30 protein-coding genes and 1 tRNA gene are annotated in these 25,591 nt (G+C 66.0%); 27 read left to right on the forward strand and 4 right to left on the reverse strand.

From position 1 onward, the window contains the following. Positions 1-52: 52 nt before the first annotated feature. Both glpK and ABD767_RS03515 read right to left on the reverse strand, forming a co-directional pair. Entirely contained in the window at positions 53-1,552 is a 1,500-nt protein-coding gene (gene glpK / locus ABD767_RS03510) for a glycerol kinase GlpK (RefSeq protein WP_103045906.1), read from the reverse strand. A gap of 26 nt (positions 1,553-1,578) precedes the next feature. Then, positions 1,579-2,346, reverse strand: a complete 768-nt coding sequence (locus tag ABD767_RS03515) for a DeoR family transcriptional regulator (protein WP_103045905.1) — start codon at positions 2,344-2,346, stop codon at positions 1,579-1,581. 129 nt (positions 2,347-2,475) lie between these two features. Here ABD767_RS03515 and ABD767_RS03520 point away from each other — a divergent pair, with 129 nt between their 5' ends. The 20 genes from ABD767_RS03520 to ABD767_RS03615 all read left to right on the forward strand — a co-directional run bounded on the left by ABD767_RS03520 (position 2,476) and on the right by ABD767_RS03615 (position 13,630). Then, positions 2,476-4,101, forward strand: a complete 1,626-nt coding sequence (locus ABD767_RS03520; RefSeq protein ID WP_344868245.1) for a glycerol-3-phosphate dehydrogenase/oxidase — start codon at positions 2,476-2,478, stop codon at positions 4,099-4,101. Positions 4,102-4,264: 163 nt separating this feature from the next. Then, a complete protein-coding gene (gene rplN, locus ABD767_RS03525; protein ID WP_103045903.1) occupies positions 4,265-4,633 on the forward strand; it encodes a 50S ribosomal protein L14 in 369 nt (122 codons plus the stop codon). An 11-nt stretch (positions 4,634-4,644) separates the two neighbouring features. Beyond that, positions 4,645-4,965 (forward strand): 50S ribosomal protein L24, encoded by a 321-nt coding sequence (gene rplX / locus ABD767_RS03530; RefSeq protein WP_103045902.1) that lies wholly within the window; start codon positions 4,645-4,647, stop codon positions 4,963-4,965. A 9-nt stretch (positions 4,966-4,974) separates the two neighbouring features. Next, positions 4,975-5,514, forward strand: coding sequence for a 50S ribosomal protein L5 (gene rplE / locus ABD767_RS03535; protein WP_103045901.1), 540 nt, complete (start codon positions 4,975-4,977; stop codon positions 5,512-5,514). Between the two features lie 10 nt (positions 5,515-5,524). After that, the gene (gene rpsN, locus ABD767_RS03540) at positions 5,525-5,830 is read left to right on the forward strand and encodes a 30S ribosomal protein S14 (RefSeq protein ID WP_103045900.1); all 306 of its coding nucleotides are present in this window, start codon (positions 5,525-5,527) and stop codon (positions 5,828-5,830) included. A gap of 20 nt (positions 5,831-5,850) precedes the next feature. Continuing rightward, a complete protein-coding gene (gene rpsH / locus ABD767_RS03545; RefSeq protein WP_103045899.1) occupies positions 5,851-6,246 on the forward strand; it encodes a 30S ribosomal protein S8 in 396 nt (131 codons plus the stop codon). A gap of 25 nt (positions 6,247-6,271) precedes the next feature. Beyond that, positions 6,272-6,805 (forward strand): 50S ribosomal protein L6, encoded by a 534-nt coding sequence (gene rplF / locus ABD767_RS03550; protein ID WP_103045898.1) that lies wholly within the window; start codon positions 6,272-6,274, stop codon positions 6,803-6,805. An 11-nt stretch (positions 6,806-6,816) separates the two neighbouring features. Then, a complete protein-coding gene (gene rplR, locus ABD767_RS03555) occupies positions 6,817-7,182 on the forward strand; it encodes a 50S ribosomal protein L18 (RefSeq protein ID WP_103045897.1) in 366 nt (121 codons plus the stop codon). Between the two features lie 15 nt (positions 7,183-7,197). Beyond that, positions 7,198-7,719, forward strand: a complete 522-nt coding sequence (gene rpsE, locus ABD767_RS03560) for a 30S ribosomal protein S5 (protein WP_103045896.1) — start codon at positions 7,198-7,200, stop codon at positions 7,717-7,719. Positions 7,720-7,733: 14 nt separating this feature from the next. Continuing rightward, the gene (gene rpmD, locus ABD767_RS03565) at positions 7,734-7,916 is read left to right on the forward strand and encodes a 50S ribosomal protein L30 (RefSeq protein ID WP_103045895.1); all 183 of its coding nucleotides are present in this window, start codon (positions 7,734-7,736) and stop codon (positions 7,914-7,916) included. 10 nt (positions 7,917-7,926) lie between these two features. Next, on the forward strand, positions 7,927-8,358 hold the full coding sequence (gene rplO, locus ABD767_RS03570) for a 50S ribosomal protein L15 (protein ID WP_344868251.1): 432 nt from the start codon (positions 7,927-7,929) through the stop codon (positions 8,356-8,358). Between the two features lie 20 nt (positions 8,359-8,378). Beyond that, positions 8,379-9,692, forward strand: coding sequence for a preprotein translocase subunit SecY (gene secY / locus ABD767_RS03575; protein ID WP_344868253.1), 1,314 nt, complete (start codon positions 8,379-8,381; stop codon positions 9,690-9,692). Between the two features lie 149 nt (positions 9,693-9,841). After that, entirely contained in the window at positions 9,842-9,955 is a 114-nt protein-coding gene (rpmJ, locus tag ABD767_RS03580; protein ID WP_003050535.1) for a 50S ribosomal protein L36, read from the forward strand. A 22-nt stretch (positions 9,956-9,977) separates the two neighbouring features. Beyond that, positions 9,978-10,343: a 30S ribosomal protein S13 gene (gene rpsM / locus ABD767_RS03585; protein ID WP_103045892.1), complete on the forward strand. Its 366-nt coding sequence runs from the start codon at positions 9,978-9,980 to the stop codon at positions 10,341-10,343. A 16-nt stretch (positions 10,344-10,359) separates the two neighbouring features. Continuing rightward, the gene (gene rpsK / locus ABD767_RS03590; RefSeq protein WP_103045891.1) at positions 10,360-10,764 is read left to right on the forward strand and encodes a 30S ribosomal protein S11; all 405 of its coding nucleotides are present in this window, start codon (positions 10,360-10,362) and stop codon (positions 10,762-10,764) included. A gap of 94 nt (positions 10,765-10,858) precedes the next feature. Further along, positions 10,859-11,482, forward strand: a complete 624-nt coding sequence (gene rpsD, locus ABD767_RS03595) for a 30S ribosomal protein S4 (RefSeq protein WP_103045910.1) — start codon at positions 10,859-10,861, stop codon at positions 11,480-11,482. Positions 11,483-11,595: 113 nt separating this feature from the next. Continuing rightward, positions 11,596-12,588: a DNA-directed RNA polymerase subunit alpha gene (locus tag ABD767_RS03600; RefSeq protein ID WP_103045890.1), complete on the forward strand. Its 993-nt coding sequence runs from the start codon at positions 11,596-11,598 to the stop codon at positions 12,586-12,588. A 91-nt stretch (positions 12,589-12,679) separates the two neighbouring features. Continuing rightward, positions 12,680-13,072 carry a 50S ribosomal protein L17 gene (gene rplQ, locus ABD767_RS03605; protein ID WP_103045889.1) on the forward strand — a complete coding sequence of 131 codons (393 nt, stop codon included), beginning with the start codon at positions 12,680-12,682 and terminating at the stop codon, positions 13,070-13,072. Positions 13,073-13,093: 21 nt separating this feature from the next. Then, a tRNA-Met gene (locus ABD767_RS03610) sits at positions 13,094-13,170 on the forward strand. A gap of 226 nt (positions 13,171-13,396) precedes the next feature. Then, positions 13,397-13,630 carry a hypothetical protein gene (locus tag ABD767_RS03615; protein ID WP_344868261.1) on the forward strand — a complete coding sequence of 78 codons (234 nt, stop codon included), beginning with the start codon at positions 13,397-13,399 and terminating at the stop codon, positions 13,628-13,630. Positions 13,631-13,801: 171 nt separating this feature from the next. On the opposite strand, the gene ABD767_RS03620 is transcribed toward ABD767_RS03615, so the two are convergent. Further along, the gene (locus ABD767_RS03620) at positions 13,802-14,650 is read right to left on the reverse strand and encodes a 3-hydroxybutyryl-CoA dehydrogenase (RefSeq protein ID WP_103046170.1); all 849 of its coding nucleotides are present in this window, start codon (positions 14,648-14,650) and stop codon (positions 13,802-13,804) included. 98 nt (positions 14,651-14,748) lie between these two features. Here ABD767_RS03620 and ABD767_RS03625 point away from each other — a divergent pair, with 98 nt between their 5' ends. The 4 genes from ABD767_RS03625 to ABD767_RS03640 all read left to right on the forward strand — a co-directional run bounded on the left by ABD767_RS03625 (position 14,749) and on the right by ABD767_RS03640 (position 21,062). Continuing rightward, the gene (locus tag ABD767_RS03625) at positions 14,749-16,344 is read left to right on the forward strand and encodes a choline dehydrogenase (RefSeq protein WP_103046169.1); all 1,596 of its coding nucleotides are present in this window, start codon (positions 14,749-14,751) and stop codon (positions 16,342-16,344) included. Between the two features lie 133 nt (positions 16,345-16,477). After that, positions 16,478-18,301 carry a PHA/PHB synthase family protein gene (locus tag ABD767_RS03630; RefSeq protein WP_344868266.1) on the forward strand — a complete coding sequence of 608 codons (1,824 nt, stop codon included), beginning with the start codon at positions 16,478-16,480 and terminating at the stop codon, positions 18,299-18,301. 54 nt (positions 18,302-18,355) lie between these two features. Beyond that, positions 18,356-19,792, forward strand: a complete 1,437-nt coding sequence (locus tag ABD767_RS03635) for a bifunctional enoyl-CoA hydratase/phosphate acetyltransferase (protein ID WP_103046167.1) — start codon at positions 18,356-18,358, stop codon at positions 19,790-19,792. A 28-nt stretch (positions 19,793-19,820) separates the two neighbouring features. Further along, the gene (locus ABD767_RS03640; protein WP_103046166.1) at positions 19,821-21,062 is read left to right on the forward strand and encodes an acetate/propionate family kinase; all 1,242 of its coding nucleotides are present in this window, start codon (positions 19,821-19,823) and stop codon (positions 21,060-21,062) included. A 9-nt stretch (positions 21,063-21,071) separates the two neighbouring features. Here ABD767_RS03640 and ABD767_RS03645 read toward each other — a convergent pair whose 3' ends face one another. Next, a complete protein-coding gene (locus tag ABD767_RS03645) occupies positions 21,072-22,553 on the reverse strand; it encodes an AMP nucleosidase (protein ID WP_103046172.1) in 1,482 nt (493 codons plus the stop codon). Between the two features lie 65 nt (positions 22,554-22,618). On the opposite strand from ABD767_RS03645, the gene ABD767_RS03650 reads away from it, so the two are divergent. The 3 genes from ABD767_RS03650 (at position 22,619) to ABD767_RS03660 (ending at position 25,370) form a co-directional block, all read left to right on the forward strand. Beyond that, on the forward strand, positions 22,619-23,587 hold the full coding sequence (locus ABD767_RS03650) for a cation diffusion facilitator family transporter (protein ID WP_103046165.1): 969 nt from the start codon (positions 22,619-22,621) through the stop codon (positions 23,585-23,587). Next, positions 23,584-24,054, forward strand: a complete 471-nt coding sequence (gene dtd / locus ABD767_RS03655; protein WP_103046164.1) for a D-aminoacyl-tRNA deacylase — start codon at positions 23,584-23,586, stop codon at positions 24,052-24,054. Before ABD767_RS03650 ends, dtd begins: the two co-directional genes overlap by 4 nt. A 113-nt stretch (positions 24,055-24,167) precedes the next feature. Beyond that, positions 24,168-25,370, forward strand: coding sequence for a diguanylate cyclase (locus ABD767_RS03660; protein WP_103046163.1), 1,203 nt, complete (start codon positions 24,168-24,170; stop codon positions 25,368-25,370). Positions 25,371-25,591: the final 221 nt, after the last annotated feature.

The following is a 25,591-nucleotide window of genomic DNA, read 5'->3' on the forward strand; positions in this document are numbered from 1 at the left end:
AAGGGGGGGAAGATAGTCGCTCGGGTGGCCAGCGCGGGCTGCGCCGCTTGCGCTATGCACGCTCCAGTGCCGCCTGGGCGACGGCGTGTTCCCAGCGCTGCATCAGCGCCTGGGCCTGGCCACGCGCCATCGTCGGCTCGAAACGCCGCTGCGCCTGCCACAGCTGGGCAATCTCGCTGGTGCTGCGGTACACGCCGCTGGCCAGGCCGGCCAGGTAGGCGGCGCCCAGCGCGGTGGTTTCGATGCAGGCCGGACGCACCACCGGAATGCCCAGCAGGTCGGCCTGGAACTGCATCAGCAGGTCGTTGACGCAGGCGCCTCCGTCCACGCGCAATTCGCTGACCGGGTGGCCGCCGGCGGCCACGGCGTCGCGCCCCATCGCGGTGAGCAGCGCGGCGCTTTGGTAGGCAATCGATTCGAGCGCGGCGCGCGCGATGTGCGCCAGCGTGCTGCCGCGCGTGAGCCCGGTTATGGTGCCGCGCGCGTCGGGTTTCCAGTAGGGCGCGCCCAGACCGGTGAAGGCCGGCACCAGCATCACGCCGCCGGAGTCGGGCACGCTCTCGGCCAGCTGCTGCACCTGGCCGCTGTGCTCGATGGCGCGCAGGCCGTCGCGCAGCCATTGCACGACGGCGCCGCCGACGAAGACGCTGCCCTCCAGCGCGTATTGCGGTGCGCTGCCGGTCTGTGCGGCGCTGGTGGTGAGCAGGCCGTTGTGGCTGGTCTGGAACTGGTCGCCGGTGTGCATCAGCATGAAGCAGCCGGTGCCGTAGGTGTTCTTGGCCATGCCGGCGCCAAAGCAGGCCTGGCCGAACAGCGCTGCCTGCTGGTCGCCGGCGACGCCGCCGATCGCGATCGGCGCGCCCAGCACGCTGGCATCGGTGGTGCCGAAGTCGCCCGAGGAGGGCAGCACCTCGGGCAGCAGCGCGCGCGGGATGCACAGCAGCTCCAGCAGTTCGTCGTCCCACTGGTTGGTGTGCACGTTCAGCAGCATGGTGCGGCTGGCGTTGGAGACGTCGGTCACGTGGCGACGCCCGCCGGTCAGCTGCCAGATCAGCCAGCTGTCGACGGTGCCAAACGCCAGCTCGCCGCGCTCGGCCGCCTCGCGCGCGCCGGGCACGTTGTCCAGCAGCCAGCGCAGCTTGGTGGCCGAGAAATAGGCGTCGATCAGCAGGCCGGTTTTCTGCTGGATCAGCGGGCCGTGGCCCTGCTCGCGCAGCTGGGCGCACAGCGGCTCGGCGCGCCGATCCTGCCAGACGATGGCGTGGTGCACCGGCTGGCCGGTGGCACGGTTCCACAGCACCGTGGTCTCGCGTTGGTTGGTGATGCCCAGCGCGCGGATGTCGCCCGCCCGCAGGCCGGCCTGCGCCAGCGCCTGCGCGGCCGTGGCCAGCTGGGTGTGCCAGATCACGCGCGGGTCGTGCTCGACCCAGCCGGGCTGCGGAAAGATCTGCGGCAGCTCCTGCTGCGACAGCGCGACGATGCGCCCGTGCTCGTCGAACACGATGCTGCGCGAGCTGGAGGTTCCCTGGTCGAGGGCAAGCAGGTAGGTCATGGCGGGTGTCGGGTTTTTGGATGTGTTCAGGGCTGGGCGATGGTGCACCGCACCTCGGATTCCTGCAGCAGCGCTGGGAAGGGCTTGGGCGGCGGCGCGTCGGTGAACAGGCGGTCGACCTGCGCCAGCGTGGCGACTTCGACCATGGCCGGTCGGTTGAACTTGCTGTGATCGGCCGCCAGCCACACCTCGCGTGACTGGCCGATGATGGCCTGAGCCACCTTGACCTCGCGCAGGTCGAAGTCGCGCAGCGTGCCGTCGGACTCGATGCCCGAGATGCCGATCAATGCGATGTCGACGCGGAACTGGCGGATGAAGTCGACTGCGGCCTCGCCGATGATGCCGCGGTCGCGCGAGCGCACCACGCCGCCGGCGACGATGACCTCGCAGTCGGGATTGCTCGACAGCGTGGCCGCCACGTTCAGGTTGTTGGTGATCACGCGCAGGCCCTGGTGGTGCACCAGCGCACGGGCAATCGCCTCGGTCGTGGTGCCGATGTTCAGGATCAGCGAACAGTGGTGGGGCACGGCCTGTGCCACGGCCTGCGCAATGCGGCGCTTGCCCTCGGCGTTGAGGGTTTCGCGCTGCGTGTGCTCCAGGTTTTCCACCGTGGAACCGGGTACGCGCGCGCCGCCGTGAAAGCGCACCAGCAGCCCCTGCTCGGACAGGCGCTGGATGTCGCGGCGCACGGTCTGCAGCGTCACGCCCAGCAGATCGGCCAGGTGCTCGACGCTGGCCGACTGGTTCTGCTGCACGGTGTGCAGCAGGCGGAGCTGGCGCGGGTTGTGGTTCATGGCGGGTGCGTCGAAGGAAAGCACGGAATATAATCAAAAACGAAGCAAAACGAACATAAACGAATTTGTTCGACCGAACCTTTGAAAGCGTAACAGGCGTCGCGCACCGCGCACCACAGGAAGACCACGATGATTGCAACCGAGCAACCCACGCCATCGGCATTGCCCACCGACCGCGCCGCCCTGCTGCAGCGCCTGGCGCAGCCGCAGACCTATGACCTGCTCGTCATCGGCGGCGGCGCCACCGGCCTGGGCGTGGCGCTGGACGCCGCGGCGCGCGGGTTCTCGGTGGTGCTGCTGGAGTCGCTGGACTTTGCCAAGGGCACCTCGTCGCGCGCCACCAAGCTGGTGCACGGCGGTGTGCGCTACCTGGCGCAGGGCAACATCGGTCTGGTGCGCGAGGCGCTGCACGAGCGCACCACGCTCTTGCACAACGCGCCGCACCTGGCGCAGCCGCTGGCCTTCGTGATGCCATCCTACAAATGGTGGGAAACGCCGTTCTATGGCGCCGGCCTGGTGGCCTACGACGCGCTGGCCGGCCGCGCGGGCCTGGGCGCGACGCAGTTTCTCGGCCGCATGCAGACGCTGCAATGCCTGCCCACGGTGCAGGCCGAGGGCCTGAAGGGCGCGGTGAAGTACTGGGACGGCCAGTTCGACGATGCGCGCCTGGCGCTGGCGCTGGCGCGTAGCGCGGCCCAGCGCGGCGCGTTGCTGGTCAACTACTGCCCTGTGCGCGAGCTGCTGCACGAGGGCGGCAAGGTGAGTGGCGCGGTCTGCGAGGATCTTGAAACCGGCCGGCGCCTGACGGTGCGCGCACGCGCCGTGGTCAACGCCACCGGCGTGTGGGTCGATGAGGTGCGCGCGCTGGACGCGCAGGCCGCGGGCCGCACGCTCAAGCCCATGGTGGCGCCCAGCCAGGGCGTGCACATCGTGGTCGACCGCGACTTTCTGCCGTCCGACCATGCGCTGCTGGTGCCCAAGACCGCCGACGGACGGGTGCTGTTCGCCGTGCCGTGGCTGGGCAAAGTCATCCTGGGTACGACCGACAGCCCGCGCCAGGACCATGCGCGCGAGCCGCAGGCCTTCCCCGAGGAAGTCGCATTCATCCTGGGCGAGGCGGCCAAATACCTGCGCCGCGCGCCGACTGCCGCCGATGTGCGCAGCATCTGGGTGGGGCTGCGTCCGCTGGTCAAGCCAGCCGACGACGAGGGCGGCAACACCAAGGCCATCAGCCGCGAGCACACGGTGCTGGCAAGCGCGAGCGGCTTGGTCACGGTCACGGGCGGCAAGTGGACCACCTACCGGGCGATGGCCGAGGACGTGCTGCAAAAATGCATGGATGAGCGGCTGCTGGCACAGCGCCCGGCGGGCATCACGGTGGATCTGCCGCTGGTCGGCGCGCCATCGCAGCCGGTGCGCCACCGCATGTGCGACGCCCAGGGCCTGCATTCCTATGGCAGCGAGGCCGACCAGGTGCAGGCGCTGCCGGGCGCCAGCCAGTGGCTTGCGCCCGGGCTGAGCGAGGCCATGGTGCGCTTTGCGGTGCGCTACGAATATGCGCGCACCGTCGAGGACGTGCTGGCGCGGCGCTGCCGCCTGCTGTTTCTCGATGCGCGCCAGGCGGCGCAATTGGCGCCGCAGGTGGCAGACATTCTGCGCAGCGAGGGCGTGCAACGGCCGGCGCTGGCCGAGTTCGAGGCGTTGGCGCAACAGTACAGCCATGTTCCGTCGCCGGCGGATGCTGCAACTGTTTGACGGGCCAGAAAAATACTGCGAGAATACGCGGCTTCGCACTAATTGCGTGCGGAGTTTTCTTCCCAGCGGGAAGTGCTGCAAGTGGTTTGCGGCATGGACGACGGGACCAAGACTGACCGGCGGTCCGGTGAATGGCCCGCTGGAGCAAGTTGGGAATATTGAAATGATCCAGACAGAATCTCGTTTAGAGGTTGCCGACAACACCGGCGCCAAGTCTGTTCAGTGCATCAAGGTGCTGGGCGGATCCAAGCGGCGTTATGCAGGTGTCGGCGACATCATCAAGGTGAGTGTGAAAGAAGCCGCTCCGCGTGGTCGCGTCAAGAAAGGCGAGATCTACAGCGCGGTGGTGGTGCGCACGGCCAAGGGCGTGCGCCGCCCTGACGGTTCGCTCATCAAATTCGACGGCAACGCTGCAGTGTTGCTCAACGCCAAGCTGGAGCCCATCGGCACCCGCATCTTCGGCCCCGTGACGCGTGAACTGCGCTCCGAGCGCTTCATGAAGATCGTGTCCCTGGCTCCTGAAGTTCTCTGAGGACGCGCGACATGAACAAGATTCGCAAGGGCGACGAGATCATCGTCATTGCCGGCCGTGACAAGGGCAAGCGTGGCACGGTGCTGCTGCGCAAGGACGACACCCACCTGGTGATCGAAGGCATCAACCAGGTGAAGAAGCACGTCAAGCCCAACCCGATGAAGGGTACGACGGGCGGCATCGTGGAAAAGGCCATGCCGATCCATCAGTCCAACGTCGCCATCTACAACGCGACCACGGGCAAGGCCGATCGCGTGGGTATCAAGGTGCAGGACGATGGCAAGCGCGTGCGCGTGTTCAAGTCCAGCGGCGCCGAAATCAAGGCTGCCTAAGGGGTAAACATGGCACGACTGCAAAAACTCTATCGTGAAAAGATCGCGGGCGAACTGAAGGAAAAGTTCGGCTACAAATCGATCATGGAAGTCCCGCGCCTGACCAAGATCACCCTGAACATGGGCGTGAGCGAGGCCGTTGCCGACAAGAAGATCATGGACAACGCGGTTGCCGATCTGACCAAGATCGCCGGCCAGAAGCCCGTGGTGACCAAGGCGCGCAAGGCCATTGCTGGCTTCAAGATCCGCGAAGGCCAGGCCATTGGATGCATGGTCACGCTGCGCGGTGTGCGCATGTACGAATTCCTCGACCGTTTCGTCACCGTGGCCCTGCCGCGCGTGCGTGACTTCCGCGGTATTTCGGGGCGTGCGTTCGACGGCCGCGGCAACTACAACATCGGCGTCAAGGAACAGATCATCTTTCCTGAGGTCGAGTACGACAAGGTCGACGCCCTGCGTGGCCTGAACATCAGCATCACGACGACGGCCAAGAACGACGAGGAAGCCAAGGCGCTTCTGACTGGTTTCCGTTTCCCGTTCAAGAACTGAAGGCAGCGCAATGGCTAAAGTATCTTTGATCCAGCGCGAACTCAAGCGCGAAAAACTGGCCGCCAAGTACGCTGCCAAGTACGCAGAACTGAAGGCGATTGCCGGCGATGCCAAGCGCAGCGACGAAGAGCGCGACGCAGCCCGCCTGGGTCTGCAGAAGCTGCCGCGCAACGCCAACCCGACGCGCCAGCGCGCCCGTTGCGAAATCACCGGCCGCCCGCGTGGCACCTTCCGTCAGTTTGGTCTGGGTCGCTCCAAGATCCGTGAACTGGCGTTCGCCGGCGACATTCCCGGCGTCACCAAGGCCAGCTGGTAAGCGAAGCAGGAGAGAACAATATGAGCATGAGTGATCCCATCGCTGACTTGCTGACCCGCATCCGCAATGCGCAAATGGTGTCCAAGGCCACCGTTTCGGCGCCTTCTTCCAAGGTGAAGATCGCCATCGCGCAGGTGCTCAAGGATGAGGGCTATATCGACGGCTTCCAGGTCAAGACCGAAGCCGGCAAGTCCGAACTTGAAATCGCCCTGAAGTACCACGCCGGTCGCCCGGTGATCGAGCGCATCGAGCGCGTGAGCCGCCCCGGCCTGCGCGTGTACAAGGGTGCAGGCGCCATTCCACAGGTCATGAACGGCCTGGGCGTGGCCATCGTCACCACCCCCAAGGGTGTGATGACCGACCGCAAGGCGCGTGCCACCGGTGTCGGCGGCGAAGTGCTGTGCTATGTGGCCTGACGGGCATTGAAGGAGAAATACTGAAATGTCTCGCGTAGCAAAAATGCCGGTCCAGATCCCCGCAGGCGTGGATGTGGCCATCGATGCACAACAGATCAGCGTGAAGGGCGCCGGCGGTTCGCTGGCCATGGCCCAGAACACGCTGGTCAAGGTGACCAGCAACGACGGCAAGCTGTCGTTCGAGCCGGTCGACGCTTCCCGTGAAGCCAACGCCATGAGCGGCACCGTGCGCCAGCTGGTGAACAACATGGTCGTCGGCGTGAGCAAGGGTTTCGAGAAAAAGCTGTCGCTGATCGGCGTGGGCTTCAAGGCCTCGGCCTCGGGCTCCAAGCTGAACATGAACGTCGGCTTCTCGCATCCGGTGGACTTCGAGATGCCCGCGGGCATCACCGTGGCCTGCCCGACGCCGACCGAAGTCGTGATCAAAGGTGCCGACCGTCAGCGCGTCGGCCAGTTGGCCGCCGAGATCCGCGCCGTTCGCCCGCCCGAGCCCTACAAGGGCAAGGGCATCCGCTATGCGGATGAGCGCGTCGTGATCAAAGAGACCAAGAAGAAGTAAGGAACTGCAGCATGTTGACCAAGAAAGAGCAGCGTCTGCGCCGCGCGCGTCAAACGCGCATCCGCATTGCACAGCAGGGCGTGGCACGTCTGACGGTGAACCGTACCAATCTGCACATCTACGCCAATGTGATCTCCAGCGATGGCACCAAGGTGCTGGCCAGTGCCTCCACGCTGGAGGCCGAGGTGCGCCAGGCCATCGGCGGCGCCGGCAAGGGCGGCAACGCCACCGCGGCCACTGCCATCGGCAAGCGCATTGCCGAGAAGGCCAAGGCCGCCGGCATCGAGAAGGTGGCTTTCGACCGTGCAGGCTACGCCTACCACGGCCGTGTCAAGGCATTGGCAGAAGCCGCCCGCGAAGCGGGCCTGCAGTTCTAAGCGGAGCAGATAACAATGGCGAAATTTTCTCCCAGGGTGCAAGACGAAGGTCGTGACGACGGTCTGCGCGAAAAAATGATCGCGGTCAACCGCGTCACCAAGGTCGTGAAGGGTGGTCGTATCCTCGGCTTCGCTGCGCTGACCGTGGTGGGCGACGGTGATGGCCGTATTGGCATGGGCAAGGGCAAGTCCAAGGAAGTGCCCGCCGCCGTGCAAAAGGCGATGGAAGAAGCACGCCGCAAGCTGATGAAGGTGTCGCTGCGCGACGGGACGATCTACCACGACGTGAACGGCCACCACGGTGCCGCCCGCGTCATGCTGGCTCCCGCTCCCAAGGGTACCGGCATCATCGCCGGCGGCCCGATGCGCGCCGTGTTCGAAGTGATGGGGATCACCGACATCGTGGCCAAGAGCCATGGTTCGTCCAATCCCTACAACATGGTGCGTGCGACGCTGGACGCTCTGGCCAATTCCACGACCCCGGCTGAAGTGGCTTCCAAGCGTGGCAAGCAGGTCGAAGACCTGTTCAACGCCTGACAGGAAGGTATTGCATGACAACCCAACAAACCATCAAGGTGCAGCTGGTGCGCAGCATCATCGGTACCAAGGAGTCGCACCGCGCGACCGTGCGCGGCCTGGGCCTGCGCAAGCTCAACAGCATCAGCGAGTTGAAGGATTCGCCTGAGGTGCGCGGCATGATCAACAAGGTCGCCTACCTGGTGAAGGTTCTGTAAAGGATTGATGATGGAACTCAATAGCATCAAGCCCGCAGACGGCGCCAAGCACGCCAAGCGCCGCGTCGGCCGCGGCATCGGCTCCGGCCTGGGCAAGACCGCGGGTCGTGGCCACAAGGGCCAGAAGTCGCGTTCGGGCGGCTACCACAAGGTGGGCTTCGAAGGCGGCCAGATGCCGCTGCAGCGTCGCCTGCCCAAGCGTGGCTTCAAGTCGCAGACGATCAAGTTCAACGCCGAGATCACGCTCTCGACGCTTGACCGCCTGGGCCTGCCCGAGATCGATCTGCTGGCGCTCAAGAGCGCTGGCCTGGTCGGCGACCTGATCCGCGTGGTCAAGGTCGTCAAGAGCGGCGAGATCACCAAGGCGGTCAAGCTGACCGGCATCGGTGCGACCGCTGGCGCCAAGGCGGCCATCGAGGCCGCTGGCGGCAGCGTCGCCTGATACCTGCGTAAAGGACAAACGTGGCTACGAACGCAGTTCAACTGGCAAAGACGGGCAAGTACGGCGATCTGCGCCGTCGCCTGGTCTTCCTGTTGCTCGCGTTGGTCGTGTACCGCATCGGTGCGCACATTCCCGTTCCGGGAATCGACCCGAACCAACTGCAGCAGCTGTTCAGCGGCCAGCAGGGCGGAATCCTCAACCTCTTCAACATGTTCTCGGGTGGAGCGCTGTCGCGCTTCACGGTTTTCGCGCTGGGGATCATGCCGTACATCTCGGCGTCGATCATCATGCAGCTGATGACCTACGTCGTTCCGACGTTCGAGCAACTGAAGAAAGAGGGCGAGGCGGGCCGACGCAAGACCACGCAGTACACACGCTATGGCACCTTGGGCCTGTGCATCTTCCAGTCGCTCGGCATTGCCGTGGCGCTGGAGAGCTCGGCAGGCCTGGTGCTGAGCCCGGGTTTTGGCTTTCGCCTGACGGCAGTGGTCAGTCTGACGGCGGGCAGCATGTTCCTGATGTGGCTGGGCGAGCAGATCACCGAGCGTGGTCTGGGCAACGGCATTTCCATCCTGATCTTTGCTGGTATCGCGGCGGGCCTGCCCAGTGCGATCGGTGGGATGCTGGAGCTGGTGCGCACCGGTGCAATGAGTGTCATCGCGGCCATCCTGATCATCGCCATCGTGGCGCTCGTGACCTACTTCGTGGTGTTCATCGAGCGTGGTCAGCGCAAGATCCTGGTCAACTACGCGCGCCGCCAGGTCGGCAACAAGGTCTATGGCGGACAATCGTCGCACCTGCCCTTGAAGCTGAACATGGCAGGTGTGATTCCGCCGATCTTCGCTTCGTCCATCATCCTGCTGCCGGCCACCGTGGTGAACTGGTTCAGTGCGGGTGAGTCGATGCGCTGGCTCAAGGACATGGCCGGCATGCTGACACCCGGACAGCCGATCTATGTGCTGCTGTATGCGGCTGCCATCATCTTTTTCTGCTTCTTCTACACGGCCCTGGTCTTCAATAGCCGGGAAACCGCGGACAACCTGAAAAAGAGTGGCGCCTTCATCCCCGGGGTCCGCCCCGGAGAGCATACGGCGCGCTACATCGACAAGATCCTGGTGCGCCTGACGCTGGTGGGTGCGATCTACATCACGCTGGTGTGCCTGCTGCCCGAATTCCTGATCCTGAAATATAACGTGCCGTTCTATTTCGGTGGAACGTCGCTGTTGATCATCGTGGTCGTCACGATGGACTTCATGTCGCAGGTGCAGAACTACATGATGAGCCAGCAGTACGAGTCGTTGCTCAAGAAAGCCAATTTCAAGACGACACTGTGAAACTGCCAACGCAATTTTTGGCGTATGCCCTATAATCTTCGGTTCGCCAGAAATTGCAATCAAGAGATGCCCATCGTTTCGTCGCGGGCACTGGTATGAAATTTCCGTGCCGCAAGCCGGAAACGATTGGACAAGCTTAGGAGAATGCAATGAGAGTTTCGGCCTCAGTCAAGAAAATTTGCCGCAACTGCAAGATCATCCGCCGCAAGGGTGTGGTACGTGTGATCTGCACCGACCAGCGCCACAAGCAGCGCCAAGGTTGATTCTGATTTAAAGAGGACACACATGGCTCGTATCGCTGGTATCAACATCCCGCCCCATCAGCATGCTGAGATTGGTCTGACGGCCATCTTCGGCATCGGGCGTTCGCGTGCACGCAAGATCTGCGAAGCATGCGGCATCGAATACTCCAAGAAGGTCAAGGATTTGACCGACGCCGACTTGGAAAAAATCCGTGATCAGCTGGCGCATTTCACGCTGGAAGGCGATCTGCGCCGCGAAACCACGATGAACATCAAGCGCCTGATGGACATCGGCTGCTACCGGGGCTTCCGCCATCGCCGCGGCCTGCCCATGCGCGGCCAGCGCACCCGCACCAACGCCCGCACCCGCAAGGGTCCGCGCAAGGGCGCAGCGGCACTGAAGAAATAAGGACTGAAAGAACACAATGGCCAAGTCTCCTGCCAGTAACGCAGCGCAGCGCGTTCGCAAAAAAGTGCGCAAGAACGTGTCTGACGGTGTTGCTCACGTCCACGCTTCGTTCAACAACACCATCATCACGATCACCGATCGCCAGGGCAACTCCCTGTCCTGGGCCTCCTCCGGCGGCCAGGGTTTCAAGGGTTCGCGCAAGTCCACGCCGTTTGCTGCCCAGGTGGCCTCGGAAGTGGCTGGCCGCGCCGCCATGGAGCAGGGCATCAAGAACCTGGATGTCGAGATCAAGGGTCCCGGCCCGGGTCGTGAGTCTTCGGTGCGCGCGCTGGGTGCGCTGGGCATCCGCATCACGTCGATCTCCGACGTGACGCCGGTTCCCCACAACGGCTGCCGCCCTCAAAAGCGCCGTCGTATCTAATTCTTTTTTTGAAGCCCACCGCCACCAAACGCCTTGCGCGTTGGTGGCTCCCGCTGTTGCATGGCAGCGGTAGTTGATTGACAAGGAAAACCAAGTGGCACGTTATCTCGGCCCCAAGGCCAAGCTCTCCCGCCGTGAAGGCACCGACCTGTTCCTCAAGAGCGCTCGCCGCTCAATCGCGGACAAGGCCAAGTTCGACTCCAAGCCCGGCCAGCACGGCCGCACCTCGGGCCAGCGCACCTCCGATTACGGTCTGCAGCTGCGCGAGAAGCAGAAGGTCAAGCGTATGTACGGCGTGCTGGAAAAGCAGTTCCGCCGTTACTTCGAAGAGGCCGACCGCCGCAAGGGCAACACGGGTGCCAACCTGCTGGGTCTGCTGGAAAGCCGCCTGGACAACGTCGTCTACCGCATGGGCTTTGGCTCGACCCGTGGCGAAGCGCGCCAGCTGGTGTCGCACAAGGCCATCACCGTCAACGGCCAGTGCGTGAACATCGCCTCCTACCTGGTCAAGGTTGGCGACGTGGTCGCAGTGCGCGAGAAGTCCAAGAAGCAGGCGCGCATCGTCGAGGCCCTGCAGCTTGCCCAGCAAGTGGGCATCGCCGCCTGGGTTGAGGTCAGCGCCGAGAAGGTCGAAGGCGTCTTCAAGAAGGCTCCCGACCGCGACGAGTTTGGTGCGGATATCAACGAATCGCTGATCGTCGAGTTGTACTCGCGTTGATTCTGAATCCTGAGATCACTCCAAAAACGCGCCCGCACCGCAAGGCATTGCGCTGCGGGTGCTTCATCAGCCTTACCGGTGTAACGAGCCGGGGGTATTGAGAGGAAGTCTGCATGCAAACCAATTTGCTCAAGCCCAAGACCATCAGTGTCGAGCAACTCGGCGCCAACCGCGCCGAAGTCACGCTGGAGCCTTTTGAGCGCGGCTACGGCCATACGCTGGGCAACGCTATCCGCCGCGTTCTGCTCTCGTCCATGATCGGGTATGCAGTCACTGAAGTGACGATCGCCGGTGTCGTCCATGAGTTTTCGTCGATCGACAACGTCCAGGAAGACGTGGTCAACATCCTGCTCAACCTCAAGGGCGTGGTGTTCAAGCTGCACAACCGCGACGAAGTAACGCTCTCTCTGCGCAAGGACGGCGAAGGTGTGGTCACGGCGCATGACATCCAGACGCCGCACGACGTCGAGATCGTCAACCCGGAACACCTGATCGCCACGCTGTCCCAGGGCGGCAAGCTCGACATGCAGATCAAGGTTGAGAAGGGCCGCGGCTACGTACCCGGCAACCTGCGCCGCTATGCGGATGAGGCATCCAAGTCGATTGGCCGCATCGTGTTGGACGCTTCGTTCTCGCCGATCAAGCGTGTGAGCTACACGGTCGAGAGCGCCCGCGTCGAACAGCGCACCGACCTGGACAAGCTGGTGCTGGACATCGAGACCAACGGTGCGATCACCGCCGAAGACGCAGTGCGCGCCTCGGCCAAGATTCTGGTCGAGCAACTGGCCGTGTTTGCTCAGCTCGAGGGCGGCGAAGACATCTTCGCTGCGCAGGGCAGCAGCCAGCGTGGTGCGTCGACCTTCGACCCCATCCTGCTGCGCCCGGTCGACGAACTCGAGCTGACGGTGCGCTCGGCCAACTGCCTGAAGGCAGAGAACATCTACTACATCGGCGATCTGATCCAGCGTACCGAGAATGAGCTGCTCAAGACCCCGAACCTGGGCCGCAAGTCGCTCAACGAGATCAAGGAAGTGCTGGCTTCGCGTGGCCTGACCCTGGGCATGAAGTTGGAGAACTGGCCGCCCGCCGGTCTGGAAAAGCGCTGATATATAATCTTGGGCTCTCACTTCGAGAGTCAGTGCAGCGGGCAGTACCTGATACGGCTGCCCGTATTAATTGAAGTAAAAGGAAAGCACCATGCGCCACGGAAATGGCCTTCGCAAACTCAATCGCACCAGCGCGCACCGCCTGGCGATGCTGCAGAACATGATGAACTCGCTCATCGAGCACGAGGCCATCAAGACCACTGTCCCCAAGGCCAAGGAACTGCGCCGCGTCATCGAGCCGATGATCACGCTGGCCAAGACCGACAGCCTGGCCAACCGCCGCCTGGCATTCAACCGCCTGCGCAGCCGCGACAGCGTCACCAAGCTGTTCAACGACCTGGGGCCGCGCTTCAATGCCCGTCCCGGTGGTTACACGCGCATTTTGAAGATGGGTTTTCGCGTGGGCGACAACGCTCCGATGGCCTATGTCGAGCTGGTTGACCGTGCTGAAGATAAAAATGCGGAAGCTGAGGCGAACGCCTAAAAGCTAGGGTATAATCTATATCGCGCGATGGAGCAGTCTGGTAGCTCGTTGGGCTCATAACCCAAAGGTCGGAGGTTCAAATCCTTCTCGCGCAACCAATAAAATCAAAGGCTTACGATTTGTCGTAAGCTTTTTTTTGGTTATGTTCTCGTAAAGTGTTGAATCCTCCTCGTGCCTTGCCGTCGAATCCTTCATGTAGGGCTATCGGGAGATCCGAGGGTGTACAGAATTTGTGTAGACGGACAATTCATCGCCGGCGCAAGCCGGCAGTCCGTAAACAGGCAATTCCAGTATCAGGCTATCGTGCGGCGCAGGGGCTTTAAAGTGGCCAGCGGCACCTTCGAGAGCAAGCGCGACGCCCAGGATTGGGCCGCCACCATCGAGCCTGAGATGCGGCGCGGCATCTTCATCGATCGCAGCGAGGCAGAGTCCATGACACTGCGCGAGCTGTTGATGCGCTGCAGCGAAGAACTGCTCGCAAACGCGCGTATGGCAAGGCTCCTGAATTTGCGCGAGCCAGCCTTCGGGCCTGTACGCCGGGCCCCGGCTGGCGAATGACTCGGCGCCCAGCGCCCACAGCACTTATGTCATTGCTTTTGAGGCCAATGGTGTCAAATCGGCCAAGATCACGACACCATTCCAAGGACAATTGGCGGCTCGCTCAACTCGGCCACTGCGAGACGTATCTTTCTCAGATTCGCTTTCCATGAGCGGCAGCGCTCGCTCGGCTCAATACTGATACACCCCACGCCCCGTCTTGCGGCCCAGGCGGCCGGCGGCGACGTATTCCTTGAGCAGCGGGCAGGCGCGGTATTTGCTGTCGCCAAATTCCTGCAGGTAGACGTCCATCACGGCCAGGCACACGTCCAGGCCGACCATGTCGGCCAGCGCCAGCGGGCCGATGGGGTGGTTGCAGCCCAGCTTCATGCCGGCGTCGATGTCCTCGGGCGTGGCCAGGCCCTCGGCCAGCACGAAGAAGGCCTCGTTGATCATCGGCACCAGGATGCGGTTGACGACGAAGCCCGGGGCGTTCTTCACGGTGATCGGGCTCTTGCCCAGGCGCTCGGCCAGTGCCTTGACGCGGTCGTGCGTGTCGTCGGAAGTCTGCAGGCCGCGGATGATTTCCACCAGCGCCATCATCGGCACCGGGTTGAAGAAGTGCATGCCTATGAAGCGCTCTGCGCGGCTGGTGGCGGCGGCCAGCTTGGTGATCGAGATCGACGAGGTGTTGGAGGCGATGATGACCTCGGGTGCGACGAGGGCGTCGACCTGCTGCAGGATCTTGACCTTGAGCGTCTCGTTCTCGGTGGCGGCCTCGATGACCAGCTGCGCGGTCTTCAGCGCGTCGTACTGGGTGCTGCCCTTGATGCGTGCGAGCGCCGCGTCCTTGTCGGCGGCGGTGATTTTTTCCTTCTTGATCAGCCGATCCAGGCTGGCGGCCACGGTGGCGATGCCTTTTTGCACGGCGGCATCGGAGATGTCCACCATCACCACGTCGATGCCCTTGACCGCGCATGCCTGGGCGATGCCGTTGCCCATGGTGCCCGCGCCGATGATGCCCACTGTCGAAATCGTCATGTCAACCCCTGCCCGATGTTAAAAAGCCAATCAATCGTGCGATGTTAGCCCGTTTATCGTGCGGTGCAGCATCACAGGTGACATCCTCAGGAGAACGTATGTACGACTACATCGTGATCGGTGCCGGGTCGGCCGGCAGCGTGCTGGCCGGGCGGCTGACGCAGGAGCGCGGCGTGCGCGTGCTGCTGCTCGAAGCCGGCCCGCGCGACGACAGCGTGCTGATTCACTGCCCCGCGGGCCTGGCCGTGATGGCCGCGCGCGGCAGTTTCAACTGGGGCGAGACGACGGTGGCGCAAGAGGGGCTGGGCGGGCGCCGGGGCTACCAGCCGCGCGGCAAGGTGGTGGGCGGCTCCAGCTCGATCAACGCGATGATTTACATGCGCGGCCACGCCAGCGATTACGACTACTGGGCCGCAGAGGGCAACCCCGGCTGGGGCTGGGCCGACGTGTTGCCCTGGTTCAAGCGCGCCGAGGGCAACGAGCGCGGGCTGGACGACTGGCATGGCGACAGTGGCCCGCTTCACGTGGCCGACCTGCGCTCGCCAAGGCGGGTCAGTCGCTGCTTCGTCGAGGCCGGCGTACAGGCCGGCCACGCGCGCAACGATGACTTCAACGGCGCCCGGCTCGAAGGCGTGGGCCTGTACCAGGTCACGCACAAGAATGGCGAGCGCCACAGCGTGGCCAAGGGCTATCTCACGCCGCACCTGGGGCGCTCCAACCTGGCCCTGGTCACTGGCGCCCATGTCACGCGCATTCTGTTCGACGGGCAGCGGCGCGCCACCGGCGTCGAGTACCTGAAGGACGGCCAGGTGCACCGCGAACAGGTCACGCGCGAGGTGCTGCTGTGCGCCGGTGCGCTGCGTTCGCCGCACATCCTGCAGCTGTCGGGCGTGGGGCCGGGCGATCTGCTGCAGCGCCACGGCGTGGCCGTGGTGCACGACCTGCCGGGCGTGGGCCAGAACCTGCACGACCACCCGGACGTGGTGCAGGTGATGAGCGCACCGCGCCTGACCGATACCTTTGGCGTGTCGCCCAGGGGCGCGTGGAACCTGCTGCGCGCCGTGCTGCAGTGGCGCAGCGAGCGCACCGGGCTGCTGACGACCAACTTTGCCGAGGCGGGCGGCTTTCTCAAGAGCGACCCGGCGCTGGCCGTGCCCGACCTGCAGTTGCATTTCGTCGTCGGCAAGCTGATCAACCACGGGCGCACGCCCAGCTGGGGCCATGGCTATTCCTGCCATGTCTGCCTGCTGCAGCCCGACAGCCGCGGCAGCGTGCAGCTGGCCAGCGCCGATGCGCTGGCCGCGCCGCTGATCGATCCGGCCTTTCTGCAGGAAGAGCGCGACCTGCAGCGCATGGTGCGCGGAGTGCATCTGATGCGCGACATCCTGCGCCAGCCGGCACTGGCCGCACTGGGCGGGCGCGAGCTGGAGTATTCGGCACAGGCGCAGACCGACGAGGCCATTGCCCGGTTCATCCGCGACAAGGCAGACACGATTTACCACCCGGTCGGCAGTTGCCGCATGGGGCCGGGCGCGCTGGACGTGGTCGACGCCCAGTTGCGCGTGCACGGCGTGCAAGGCCTGCGGGTGGTGGACGCCTCGGTCATGCCGCGCATCACCAGCGGCAACACCAATGCGCCGACGGTGATGATTGCCGAGAAGGCGGCCGACATGATCTGCCGGCAGGCCGCTTGATCCCGGCGCTTTCGCCCCGCAGATGGCGGTAATGCCGAGGCCTGTCAAACAGGGGACAGCCGCAGGGGTTTTGTTGCAATGCAATAAAGGCAGGTCGGAACCCCTGCCCGATAGGAAATAGGAGCCTGCCGCCATGCCTGAACACATTCCCGCCCAAATGCCTTTGTTCGACGAGGTGCGCCAACGCCAGCACGAAGCCGCGCACGCGATGGACGCCAGCGTCAAGGGCCGCATGGCGCGCGCCGCCGGCGGCCTGTCGCCGATTGCGCTGGCGCTGGCGCAGGCCGACTGGGCGATGCACCTGATGGCCTCGCCGGGGCGCCAGTCGGTGCTGGCGCAGCGCGCCTGGGAGCTGGGCGCCCAGGCCTGGCAGCACGGCGTGATGGCACTGCCAGGCGACGAGCCCGACAAGGACGCGCGCTTTGCCGACCCGCTGTGGAACCAGTGGCCCTACCGCTGGCTGAAGGCCGGCTACCAGGCCAGCGACGCGTGGTGGCGCGAGGCCGCGCAGCAGTGCGGCGGCATGTCCAAGCACCACCAGCACATGGTGAATTTCTTCACCGGGCAGGCGCTCGATGCGCTGTCGCCGTCCAACTGGCTGCTCACCAACCCCGAGGTGCTGCGCCTGGCGCAGGAGACGGGCGGGCGATCGCTGCTCGATGGCTACCAGTACTTTCTGCAGGATCTGCAGGAATATTTCAACGCACGCTCCGATCCGTCGTCCGGGCGGCTGGAGCCGCTGCCCTACGCCGTGGGGCGCGACGTGGCGGTGACGCCGGGCAAGGTGGTGTTTCGCAACCACCTGATCGAGCTGATCCAGTACAGCCCCACGACCGGCAAGGTGCTGCCCGAGCCGGTGCTCATCGTGCCCTCGTGCATCATGAAGTACTACATCCTGGACCTGTCGCCGCACAACTCCATGGTCAAGTACCTGGTTGGCCAGGGCCACACGGTCTTCGTCATCTCCTGGCGCAACCCCGACGCCGGCGACCGCGACCTGAAGATGCAGGACTACCTCTCCAGCGGCGTGCTGGCTGCGCTGGCCGCGGTCAAGCAGCTCAGTGGCCGCCCGCGCGTGCATGCGCTGGGCTACTGCCTGGGCGGCACGTTCCTCGCGATCGTCGCGGCAACGCTGGGGCGGCTGGCGCACAAGCCAAGGAAGGCGCGCACCGAGCGCGAGCGCGAGCTGATCCCGGATGACCTGCCCGAGCTGGCTTCGGTCATCCTGCTGGCGGCGCAGACCGACTTCAGCGATCCCGGCGAGCTGGGCGTGTTCATCGACGCCGAGCAGCTGGCCACGCTGCGCCAGCGCATGAACGAGCGCGGCTACATGTCGGGGCGGCAGATGGGCGGCTCCTTCATCTACCTTGCCGCGCGCAGCCTGCTGTGGGGGCGCAACACGCGCCGCTACCTGATGGGCGAGGACGACGCCAGCTTCGACCTGATGAGCTGGAACGCCGACACCACGCGCCTGCCCGCGCGCATGCACGCCGAGTACCTGGACGCGCTGTTCCTGAACAACGCGCTGGCCTCGGGCCAGTACCGCTTTGCCGGCTCCACCGTGGCGCTGATGGACATTGACGCGCCCATGCTGGTCGTGGCGACGACGCGCGACCATGTCTCGCCCTGGAAGTCGGTCTACAAGATCCACCTGCAGACCAGCACCCAGCTGACCTTCGTGCTGGCCGAGGGCGGGCACAACGCCGGCATCGTCAGCGAGCCCGGCCATCCGCGGCGCAGCTACCAGATCGACTGCACCGAATGCAGCAACCAGGGCTGGGTCGACCCCGAGGACTGGAAACAGCACGCGCCGACGGTGCAGGGATCGTGGTGGGAGGCCATGCACGCCTGGATCGCCGAGCGCTCGGGCAAGCCGGTGGCGGCCAGGCCGATCGACCCGGCGCACGCGCTGGCCGACGCACCGGGCGACTACGTGATGGTGCGCTACGCCGACTGAGAACGGCGCCGCACCGCCTTCTTCAACCCAACCCGCAACGAAAGAACAGACGCCATGAGCAGCGAAACCGATACCGCACGGGACTGGATGGAGAGCGTCACCTACGACGAGCTGGCCGTGGGCCGCAGCGCGCGCCTGGTGCGCACCGTCACGCAGCGCGACATCCTGGCCTTTGCCGCCGTCTCGGGCGACATCAACCCCGCGCACCTGAACCCGCAGTACGCCAACGCCACGCTGTTCCACGGCGTGATCGCCCACGGCATGCTGTGCGCGTCGCTGATCTCGGCGCTGCTGGGCACGCAGCTGCCCGGGCCGGGGACGATTTACCTGGGCCAGCAGCTGTGGTTCACCAAGCCGGTGCACGTGGGCGACACGCTCACGGTGCAGGCCACCGTCAAGTCCAGGGACGACGAGAAGAAACACGTCGTGATGGACTGCCAGGTGACCAACCAGCATGGCGACCTGGTGCTGCACGGCGAGGCACACCTGCTGCCGCCCCAGCACAAGGAGCGCGTGCAGCGCATCAACGCGCCGCACCTGCAGCTGTTCGACCCCGAGGCGCGCTTCAACGCGCTGCTGGGCCAGGCCAAGGGCCTGCCGGCCGCGCGCTGCGCCGTCGTGCATCCGGTGGACGCGGGTTCCCTCCAGGGCGCCTTGAGCGCCGCCGCGCACGGTCTGATCGTGCCGGTGCTGATCGGCCCCGAGGGGCGCATCCGCCGCACGGCGGACGAGGCCGGGCTGTCGCTGGAGGGCGTGCAGGTCATCGCCGTCGAGCACAGCCACGCCGCGGCCGATCTGGCCGCGCAAATGGCCGCGCGCCAGGAGGTCGAGATGCTGATGAAGGGCAGCCTGCACACCGACGAGCTGCTGAAAGCCGTTCTGGCCCAGCCGCAGTTGCGCAGCGGCCGGCGCCTGTCGCACGTGTTCCGCTTCGACGCTCCGCTGTACGCCAAGCCGCTGTACATCACCGACGCAGCGATCAACATCGCGCCCAGCCTGCAGGACAAGGTCGACATCGTGCAGAACGCCATCGACTTCGTGCGCGTCATGGGCGAGGAGCAGCCGCGCGTGGCCATTCTGTCGGCCGTCGAGACGGTGACGCCCGCCATCGCCTCGACGCTGGACGCGGCCGCGCTGTGCAAGATGGCCGACCGCGGCCAGATCACCGGCGGCCTGCTGGATGGGCCACTGGCGTTCGACAACGCGGTGTCGATGGACGCGGTGCGCATCAAGGGCATTACCTCGTCCGTCGCCGGCCAGGCCGACATCCTGGTCGCGCCAGATCTGGAGAGCGGCAACATGCTGGCCAAGCAGCTCGAATACCTGGCCGGCGCCAGCGGCTCGGGCCTAGTGCTGGGCGCGCGCGTGCCCATTGCGCTGACCAGCCGCGCCGACGGCGAGCGCGCCCGCGCCTCGTCGGCCGTGCTGGCATTGCTGGTCGCCCACGCCCAGCGCCGGCAGCGCCAGGCCGACGCCTGGAAGCAGGGCTGATTCCCTCCAACTTTGCACACGATTCAACATGGCCATTCTTGCCGTCAACGCCGGTTCGTCCTCGCTCAAGTTCTCGCTGCATCCTTTGAAAAACGGCGAGGTGCTGCCCGACATCCTGTCGGGCCAGGTCCAGGGCCTGGAGCCCGGCGGCACGCCCGCGCTGGACTGGCAGCTGCGCGGCCTGCACCACCATGAGACGCTGCCCCCCACCGACCCCGAGCAGGCGTTCGCCGCCGCGCTGCAGCGCCTGGGCGAGCTGCTGACCACGTTCGAGGGCGCGGGCGCACGCATGCAGGCCGTGGCCCACCGCGTGGTGCACGGCGGAGGCGTGTACACGGGCAGCGTGCTGGTGACCGACGCGGTGCTGGAGCAGCTGGCGCGCTTCAACTCGATGGCGCCGCTGCACCAGCCGCACAACCTGCTGGGCATACGGCGGCTGCGCGCGGCGTTTTCCGGCGTGCCGCAGGTGGCGTGCTTCGACACCGCCTTTCACGCCCACATGCCCGAGGTGGCGGCCATGTTTGCGCTGCCCGCCAGCGTGCGCGAGCAGGGCGTGCGCCGCTACGGCTTTCACGGGCTGTCCTATCAGTACATCCTGTCGGTGCTGCAGAAGAAGACGCTGCGCGCGAGCGGGCGCGTCGTGATGGCCCACCTGGGCAACGGCGCCAGCCTGTGCGCGGTGCGCGACGGCGCGAGCGTGGCGACGACCATGGGGTTTTCCGCGCTCGACGGGCTGATGATGGGCACGCGCAGCGGCGCGCTCGATCCCGGCGTGCTGCTGTACCTGCTGGAGCAGGGCTGGGAGCGCGCGCAGATCGAGGCACTGCTGTACAAGCAGTCGGGACTGCTTGGCGTGTCGGGCATCTCGGCCGACATGCGCCGCCTGCGCACCGAGGCCGCCGACGGCAACGACGACGCGCACCGCGCCATCGACCTGTTCACCCACCGCGTGGTGCGCGAGACGGGGGCGCTCACCGCCTGCCTGCAGGGCATGGACTTGCTGGCCTTCAGCGGCGGCATTGGCGAGAACGACGCCGTGCTGCGCGCGCAGGTCTGCGCCCAGCTGGGCTGGATGGGGCTGCGCATCGACGCGGGCCGCAACCGCCTGGCCAGCGGCCACGACAAGGGGCATGGCAATGGCGCGGCGTCCATGGCCATCCACGCGGCCGACAGCCGCATCGAAGTGTGGGTGGTGCCGACCGACGAGGGGCGCGTCGCCGCGCGCGAGGCGGCGGCGCTGCTGGCGGCGCAGCAGCCGATCTCCGCCTGACCAAAGCGCCTACTGGAACGCCACTTCGGCAAAGCTGCGCAGCTTGCGGCTGTGCAGGCGGTCGACGCCGCCGGCGCGCAGGATGTCGATGGCGCGCATGCCGATGCGCAGGTGCTGGTCGACGCGGTCGCGGTAGAACTGGTCGGCCATGCCGGGCAGCTTGATCTCGCCGTGCAGCGGCTTGTCGCTGACGCACAAGAGCGTGCCGTAGGGCACGCGAAAGCGAAAGCCGTTGGCGGCAATCGTTGCGCTCTCCATGTCCAGCGCCACCGCGCGGCTCTGGCTGAAGCGCCGCTGCGGCAGGTTGCCCTGCAGCAGCTCCCAGTTGCGGTTGTCGGTGCTGGCCACGGTGCCGGTGCGCATGATGCGCTTGAGCTGCTCGGGCGCCACCTGCGAGACGTCGGCCACCGCCTGCTCCAGCGCCACCTGGATCTCGGCGAGCGCCGGCAGCGGCACCCACAGCGGCAGCTCCTCGTCCAGCACATGGTCCTCGCGCACGTAGGCGTGGGCCAGCACATAGTCGCCCAGCTGCTGCGTGTGGCGCAGGCCGGCGCAGTGGCCCAGCATCAGCCAGGCGTGCGGACGCAGCACGGCAATGTGGTCGGTAATCGTCTTGGCGTTGGCCGGTCCCACGCCAATGTTGACCATGGTGATGCCCGCATGCCCCGGGCGTACCAGGTGGTAGCCGGGCATTTGCGGCAGGCGCGCGGGGGCGGCGCCCAGCGCGTCGGCGGCCTCGGCTGGCAGGCCCACGCGGCGTGTGACGACGTTGCCCGGCTCGACGAAGGCGGTGTATTCGCTTGCCGGGTTGGCCATCTCCTCGCGCCCCAGGCGCACGAATTCGTCGATGTAGAACTGGTAGTTGGTGAACAGCACGAAGTTCTGGAACCACTCGGGCTGGGTGCCGCTGTAGTGGCGCAGCCGGTGCAGCGAATAGTCCACGCGCGGCGCAGTGAACAGCGACAGCGGCAGCGCCTCGCCCGGGTGCGGTTGCCAGGTGCCGTTGGCAATGCCGTCGTCCATGGCCGCCAGGTCGGGCAGGTCGAACAGGTCGCGCATCAGCTGGCGCCGCTCGGGCGAGAGCTGGCCTTCGACATGGTCGTGCTCGGAGAACGAGAAGTGGATCGGGATGGGTTGCGCGCTGGTGCCCACCTCCAGATCCACGCCGTGGTTGGCGCGCAGCAGCGAGAGCTGCTCCAGGTAGTAGCTGGCAAACAGGTCGGGGCGGGTGAGCGTGGTCTCGTAATGCCCCGGTCCCTCGACGAAGCCATAGGCCAGGCGCGAGGGCGCGCGCGCCACCGTGTGCGTGTGCACGCGCACGAAGGGGTAGCAGGCGCGCACCGGCTGCGAGGGCGTCTCGCCGGCGACGAAGCGCTGCATGGCCAGGCGCAGGTGCGCCACCTGCTGCTGGTAGATGTGCTGGATCTGCGCCAGCGCGGCGGCCGGGTCGCTGTGGCGCGAGGGGGCGATGAAGTCGGGCGTGAGCGGCATGGGCGCCATTGTCCACGCTTCATGTGACGCTGGCGTGACGCGGCGGCTCTGGTGTAATCGCGGCCATGCCTGACTTTGCGACCGCCACTCCCTTGGTGCGCTGGCTCACGCCGCACCGCCTGCTGCGCGCCTCGGTGGCCGTGGCCGTGCTCACCATCGTGCTCAAGACGCTGGCCTGGTGGGTCACCGGCTCGGTCGGCCTGCTGTCGGACGCGCTCGAATCCTTCGTCAACCTCGCCGGTGCGATGTTCGCGCTGGCGATGGTGACGATCGCCGCGCGCCCGGCCGACGCCGAGCACCCCTACGGCCACCACAAGGCCGAGTATTTCTCCGCCGGCTTCGAGGGCATTTTGATCGTCGGCGCCAGCATCGCCATCCTGTGGGCGTCGGCGCTGCGCTTTCTGCACCCGCAGCCGCTGGAGCAGCTGGGTTGGGGCCTGGCGCTGTCCATCGTCAGCACCGGCATGAACGGGCTGCTCGCCTGGGTCATGCTGCGCGCGGCGCGCGTGCACCGCTCGGTGGCGCTGGCGGGCGACGCGCGCCACCTGATCACCGACGTCTGGACCTCGGCGGGCGTCGTCGTCGGGCTGGTCGCGGCCAACACCACCGGCTGGCTGTGGCTCGACCCGCTGGTGGCCGTCGGCGTGGCGCTCAATATCTTGAAGGAGGGCGGCGCGCTGGTCTGGCAGGCCTCGCAAGGACTGATGGACGAGGCGATGGAGCAGAAGCTGCTGGCGCCAGTGGAGGCGGCGCTGGCGCGGCGCAGCCAGGCCGCCGGCGGCCACCTGTACTTCGACAACCTGACCTCGCGGCGTGCCGGCGCGCGCAGCTTCCTCGACCTGCACATGCACGTGCCGGCGCACTGGACGCTGGGGCGCGCGGCGGCCGCGCGCGCCGAGGTCGAGGCCGAGCTGATGGCGCTGGTCCCCGGCCTGTACGCCACCATCGAGCTGCTGCCCGAGGGCGCGGAAACCGTGTTCGAGCAGACCGAGGCGCAGGATGGCCCGGGCGCCCAGCAGAAGGACGCCCCATGATCAGTGTGCTGCAGCGCGTGAGCCAGGCGCGCGTGGAGGTGGACGGCCAGGCCGTCGGCCGGATCGGCCCCGGCCTGCTGGTGCTGGTGTGCGCCGAGCAGGGCGACACCGAGGCCGAGGCCGACAGGCTGCTGGCCAAGGTGCTCAAGCTGCGCATCTTTGCCGACGACGCCGGCAAGATGAACCGCAGCGTGCAGGATCTGGACGGGCAGGGAGCGTGCGGCGGCCTGCTCATCGTCAGCCAGTTCACCCTGGCCGCCGACACGCGCAGCGGCAATCGCCCCGGCTTCAGCCAGGCGGCGGCGCCAGCCGAGGGCGAGCGCCTGTACGACCACTTCGTGACCCGGGCGCGCGCCGCGCACCCGCAGGTGGCCACCGGGCGCTTTGGCGCCGACATGCAGGTGCACCTGGTCAACGACGGGCCGGTGACGATACCGCTGCGCATTGCGCCGGCGGGCGGCGATTGACCCTCGGGAAAATAGCCCCATGCGGTTTGCCACCAGGAAGAAAAGGCATTCCCCATCGGAAGTCTGACCTTGCCCTCGCGTTGCGCCCATCCCCTTCTTTGCTTGTTTGACCCATGGTTGCAACCTTCATCGTCGGCATGCTGTGCACGCACTTGCTGTGCTTTGCCGTCATGTTCTGGCTCATCAGCACGCGCCTGCAGGGCGACAAACTGGGCATGGGTGCGTTTGCCGCCGGCAACGCCATGCTGGGCTTCGCCTATGTGCTGCAACTGCTGGGCGGGCCGCCGGGCTGGAACGCGGCGAGCGCGCTCAACCACACGCTGACCCTGTGCGTGCCCCTGGTGTACGTGGTCGGCGGACTGCGGTTCTTTGGCCGCGCGGCGCCTTTGCTCCGGCCGCTGCTGTGGTGGGCGCTGGCCTATACGGCGGCGCAGGTGCTGGTGCAGTGGCTGGCGGGGCCGGTGGCGCGCTACGCCATGCTGTCGTTCGTCTCGGCGCTGGCGTTTCTCGCCATGACCGCGGCCGTGGTGCAGGCCATGCGTGGCGTCGCCCGGGATTTGCGGGTGGAGATGGGCCTGTTTGCGCTGCTGATTGGCGGGCTGTGTCTGCTCAACGTCGCCAAGGGTGTGCTGGTGGCCCGGGACGGGCTGCAGGCGCTGGACATGGGCCAGCGCCTACAGATCGTGTTCTACGTCTACATGACTTTTCTGGCCACGGTGCTGGCGCCATCGATGATCTGGCTGGTGCTGCGCCGCCTGACCGATGCGCTGCGCGATGCGGCGGGACGCGATCCGCTCACCCAGTTGCTCAACCGGCGCGGCCTGCTGGCCGGGCTGCAGGGGCATTTCAGCGCACGCGCCGCCGGGCATGTGCGGCTGCTGTTGCTGGACATCGACCATTTCAAGCGCATCAACGACACCCATGGCCACCAGGCCGGCGACCAGGTGCTGTGCCACGTGGCCGAGGCGCTGCGCCAGACGCTGCGCCATGGCGACCTGGCCAGCCGCACCGGCGGGGAGGAGTTCGTCGTCGTCTGCGCCGATGCGGACGACGCAGGCGTGATGCGCCTGGCCGAGCGGCTGCGCGTGGCCATCGCGCAGCAGGCCGTTTCACGATCGGGGGCGCAAGGGCCGCTGCGCTGCACCGTGACCATCGGGATCTCGCAGGTCTTGCGCGGCGTGGATGGGGTGGAGGCCGCCCTGCAGGAGGCCGATGCCGCGCTCTACCGGGGCAAGAAGGCAGGGCGCAACCGGATCGAGTGGGCGCATGGCGGGGCGCTGCAGCAGGCCGCGCCTTCGCCGGCCGTCATTGCTTGATTCCATTTCTATATCAACCGATTACTTTGTCGGCTTCGCTTGTCGTGCTACAGCACTGTCTGCGCTTCACCTTCGCGTACTCGATCGATATAGAAATGGAATGAGAGGTCGGGAAGAGATTCACCATGCCCGCTTTGCACGCCCAGACACTCCCACTCATCGTTGCAAATGCTCGCCATGGCCCGAGCTATTGCACTGCGTTTTGCCCTTGCAGGGCGCAG

Source organism: Comamonas faecalis, from assembly GCF_039538025.1.
Taxonomy (GTDB): Bacteria; Pseudomonadota; Gammaproteobacteria; order Burkholderiales; family Burkholderiaceae_C; genus Comamonas_C; species Comamonas_C faecalis.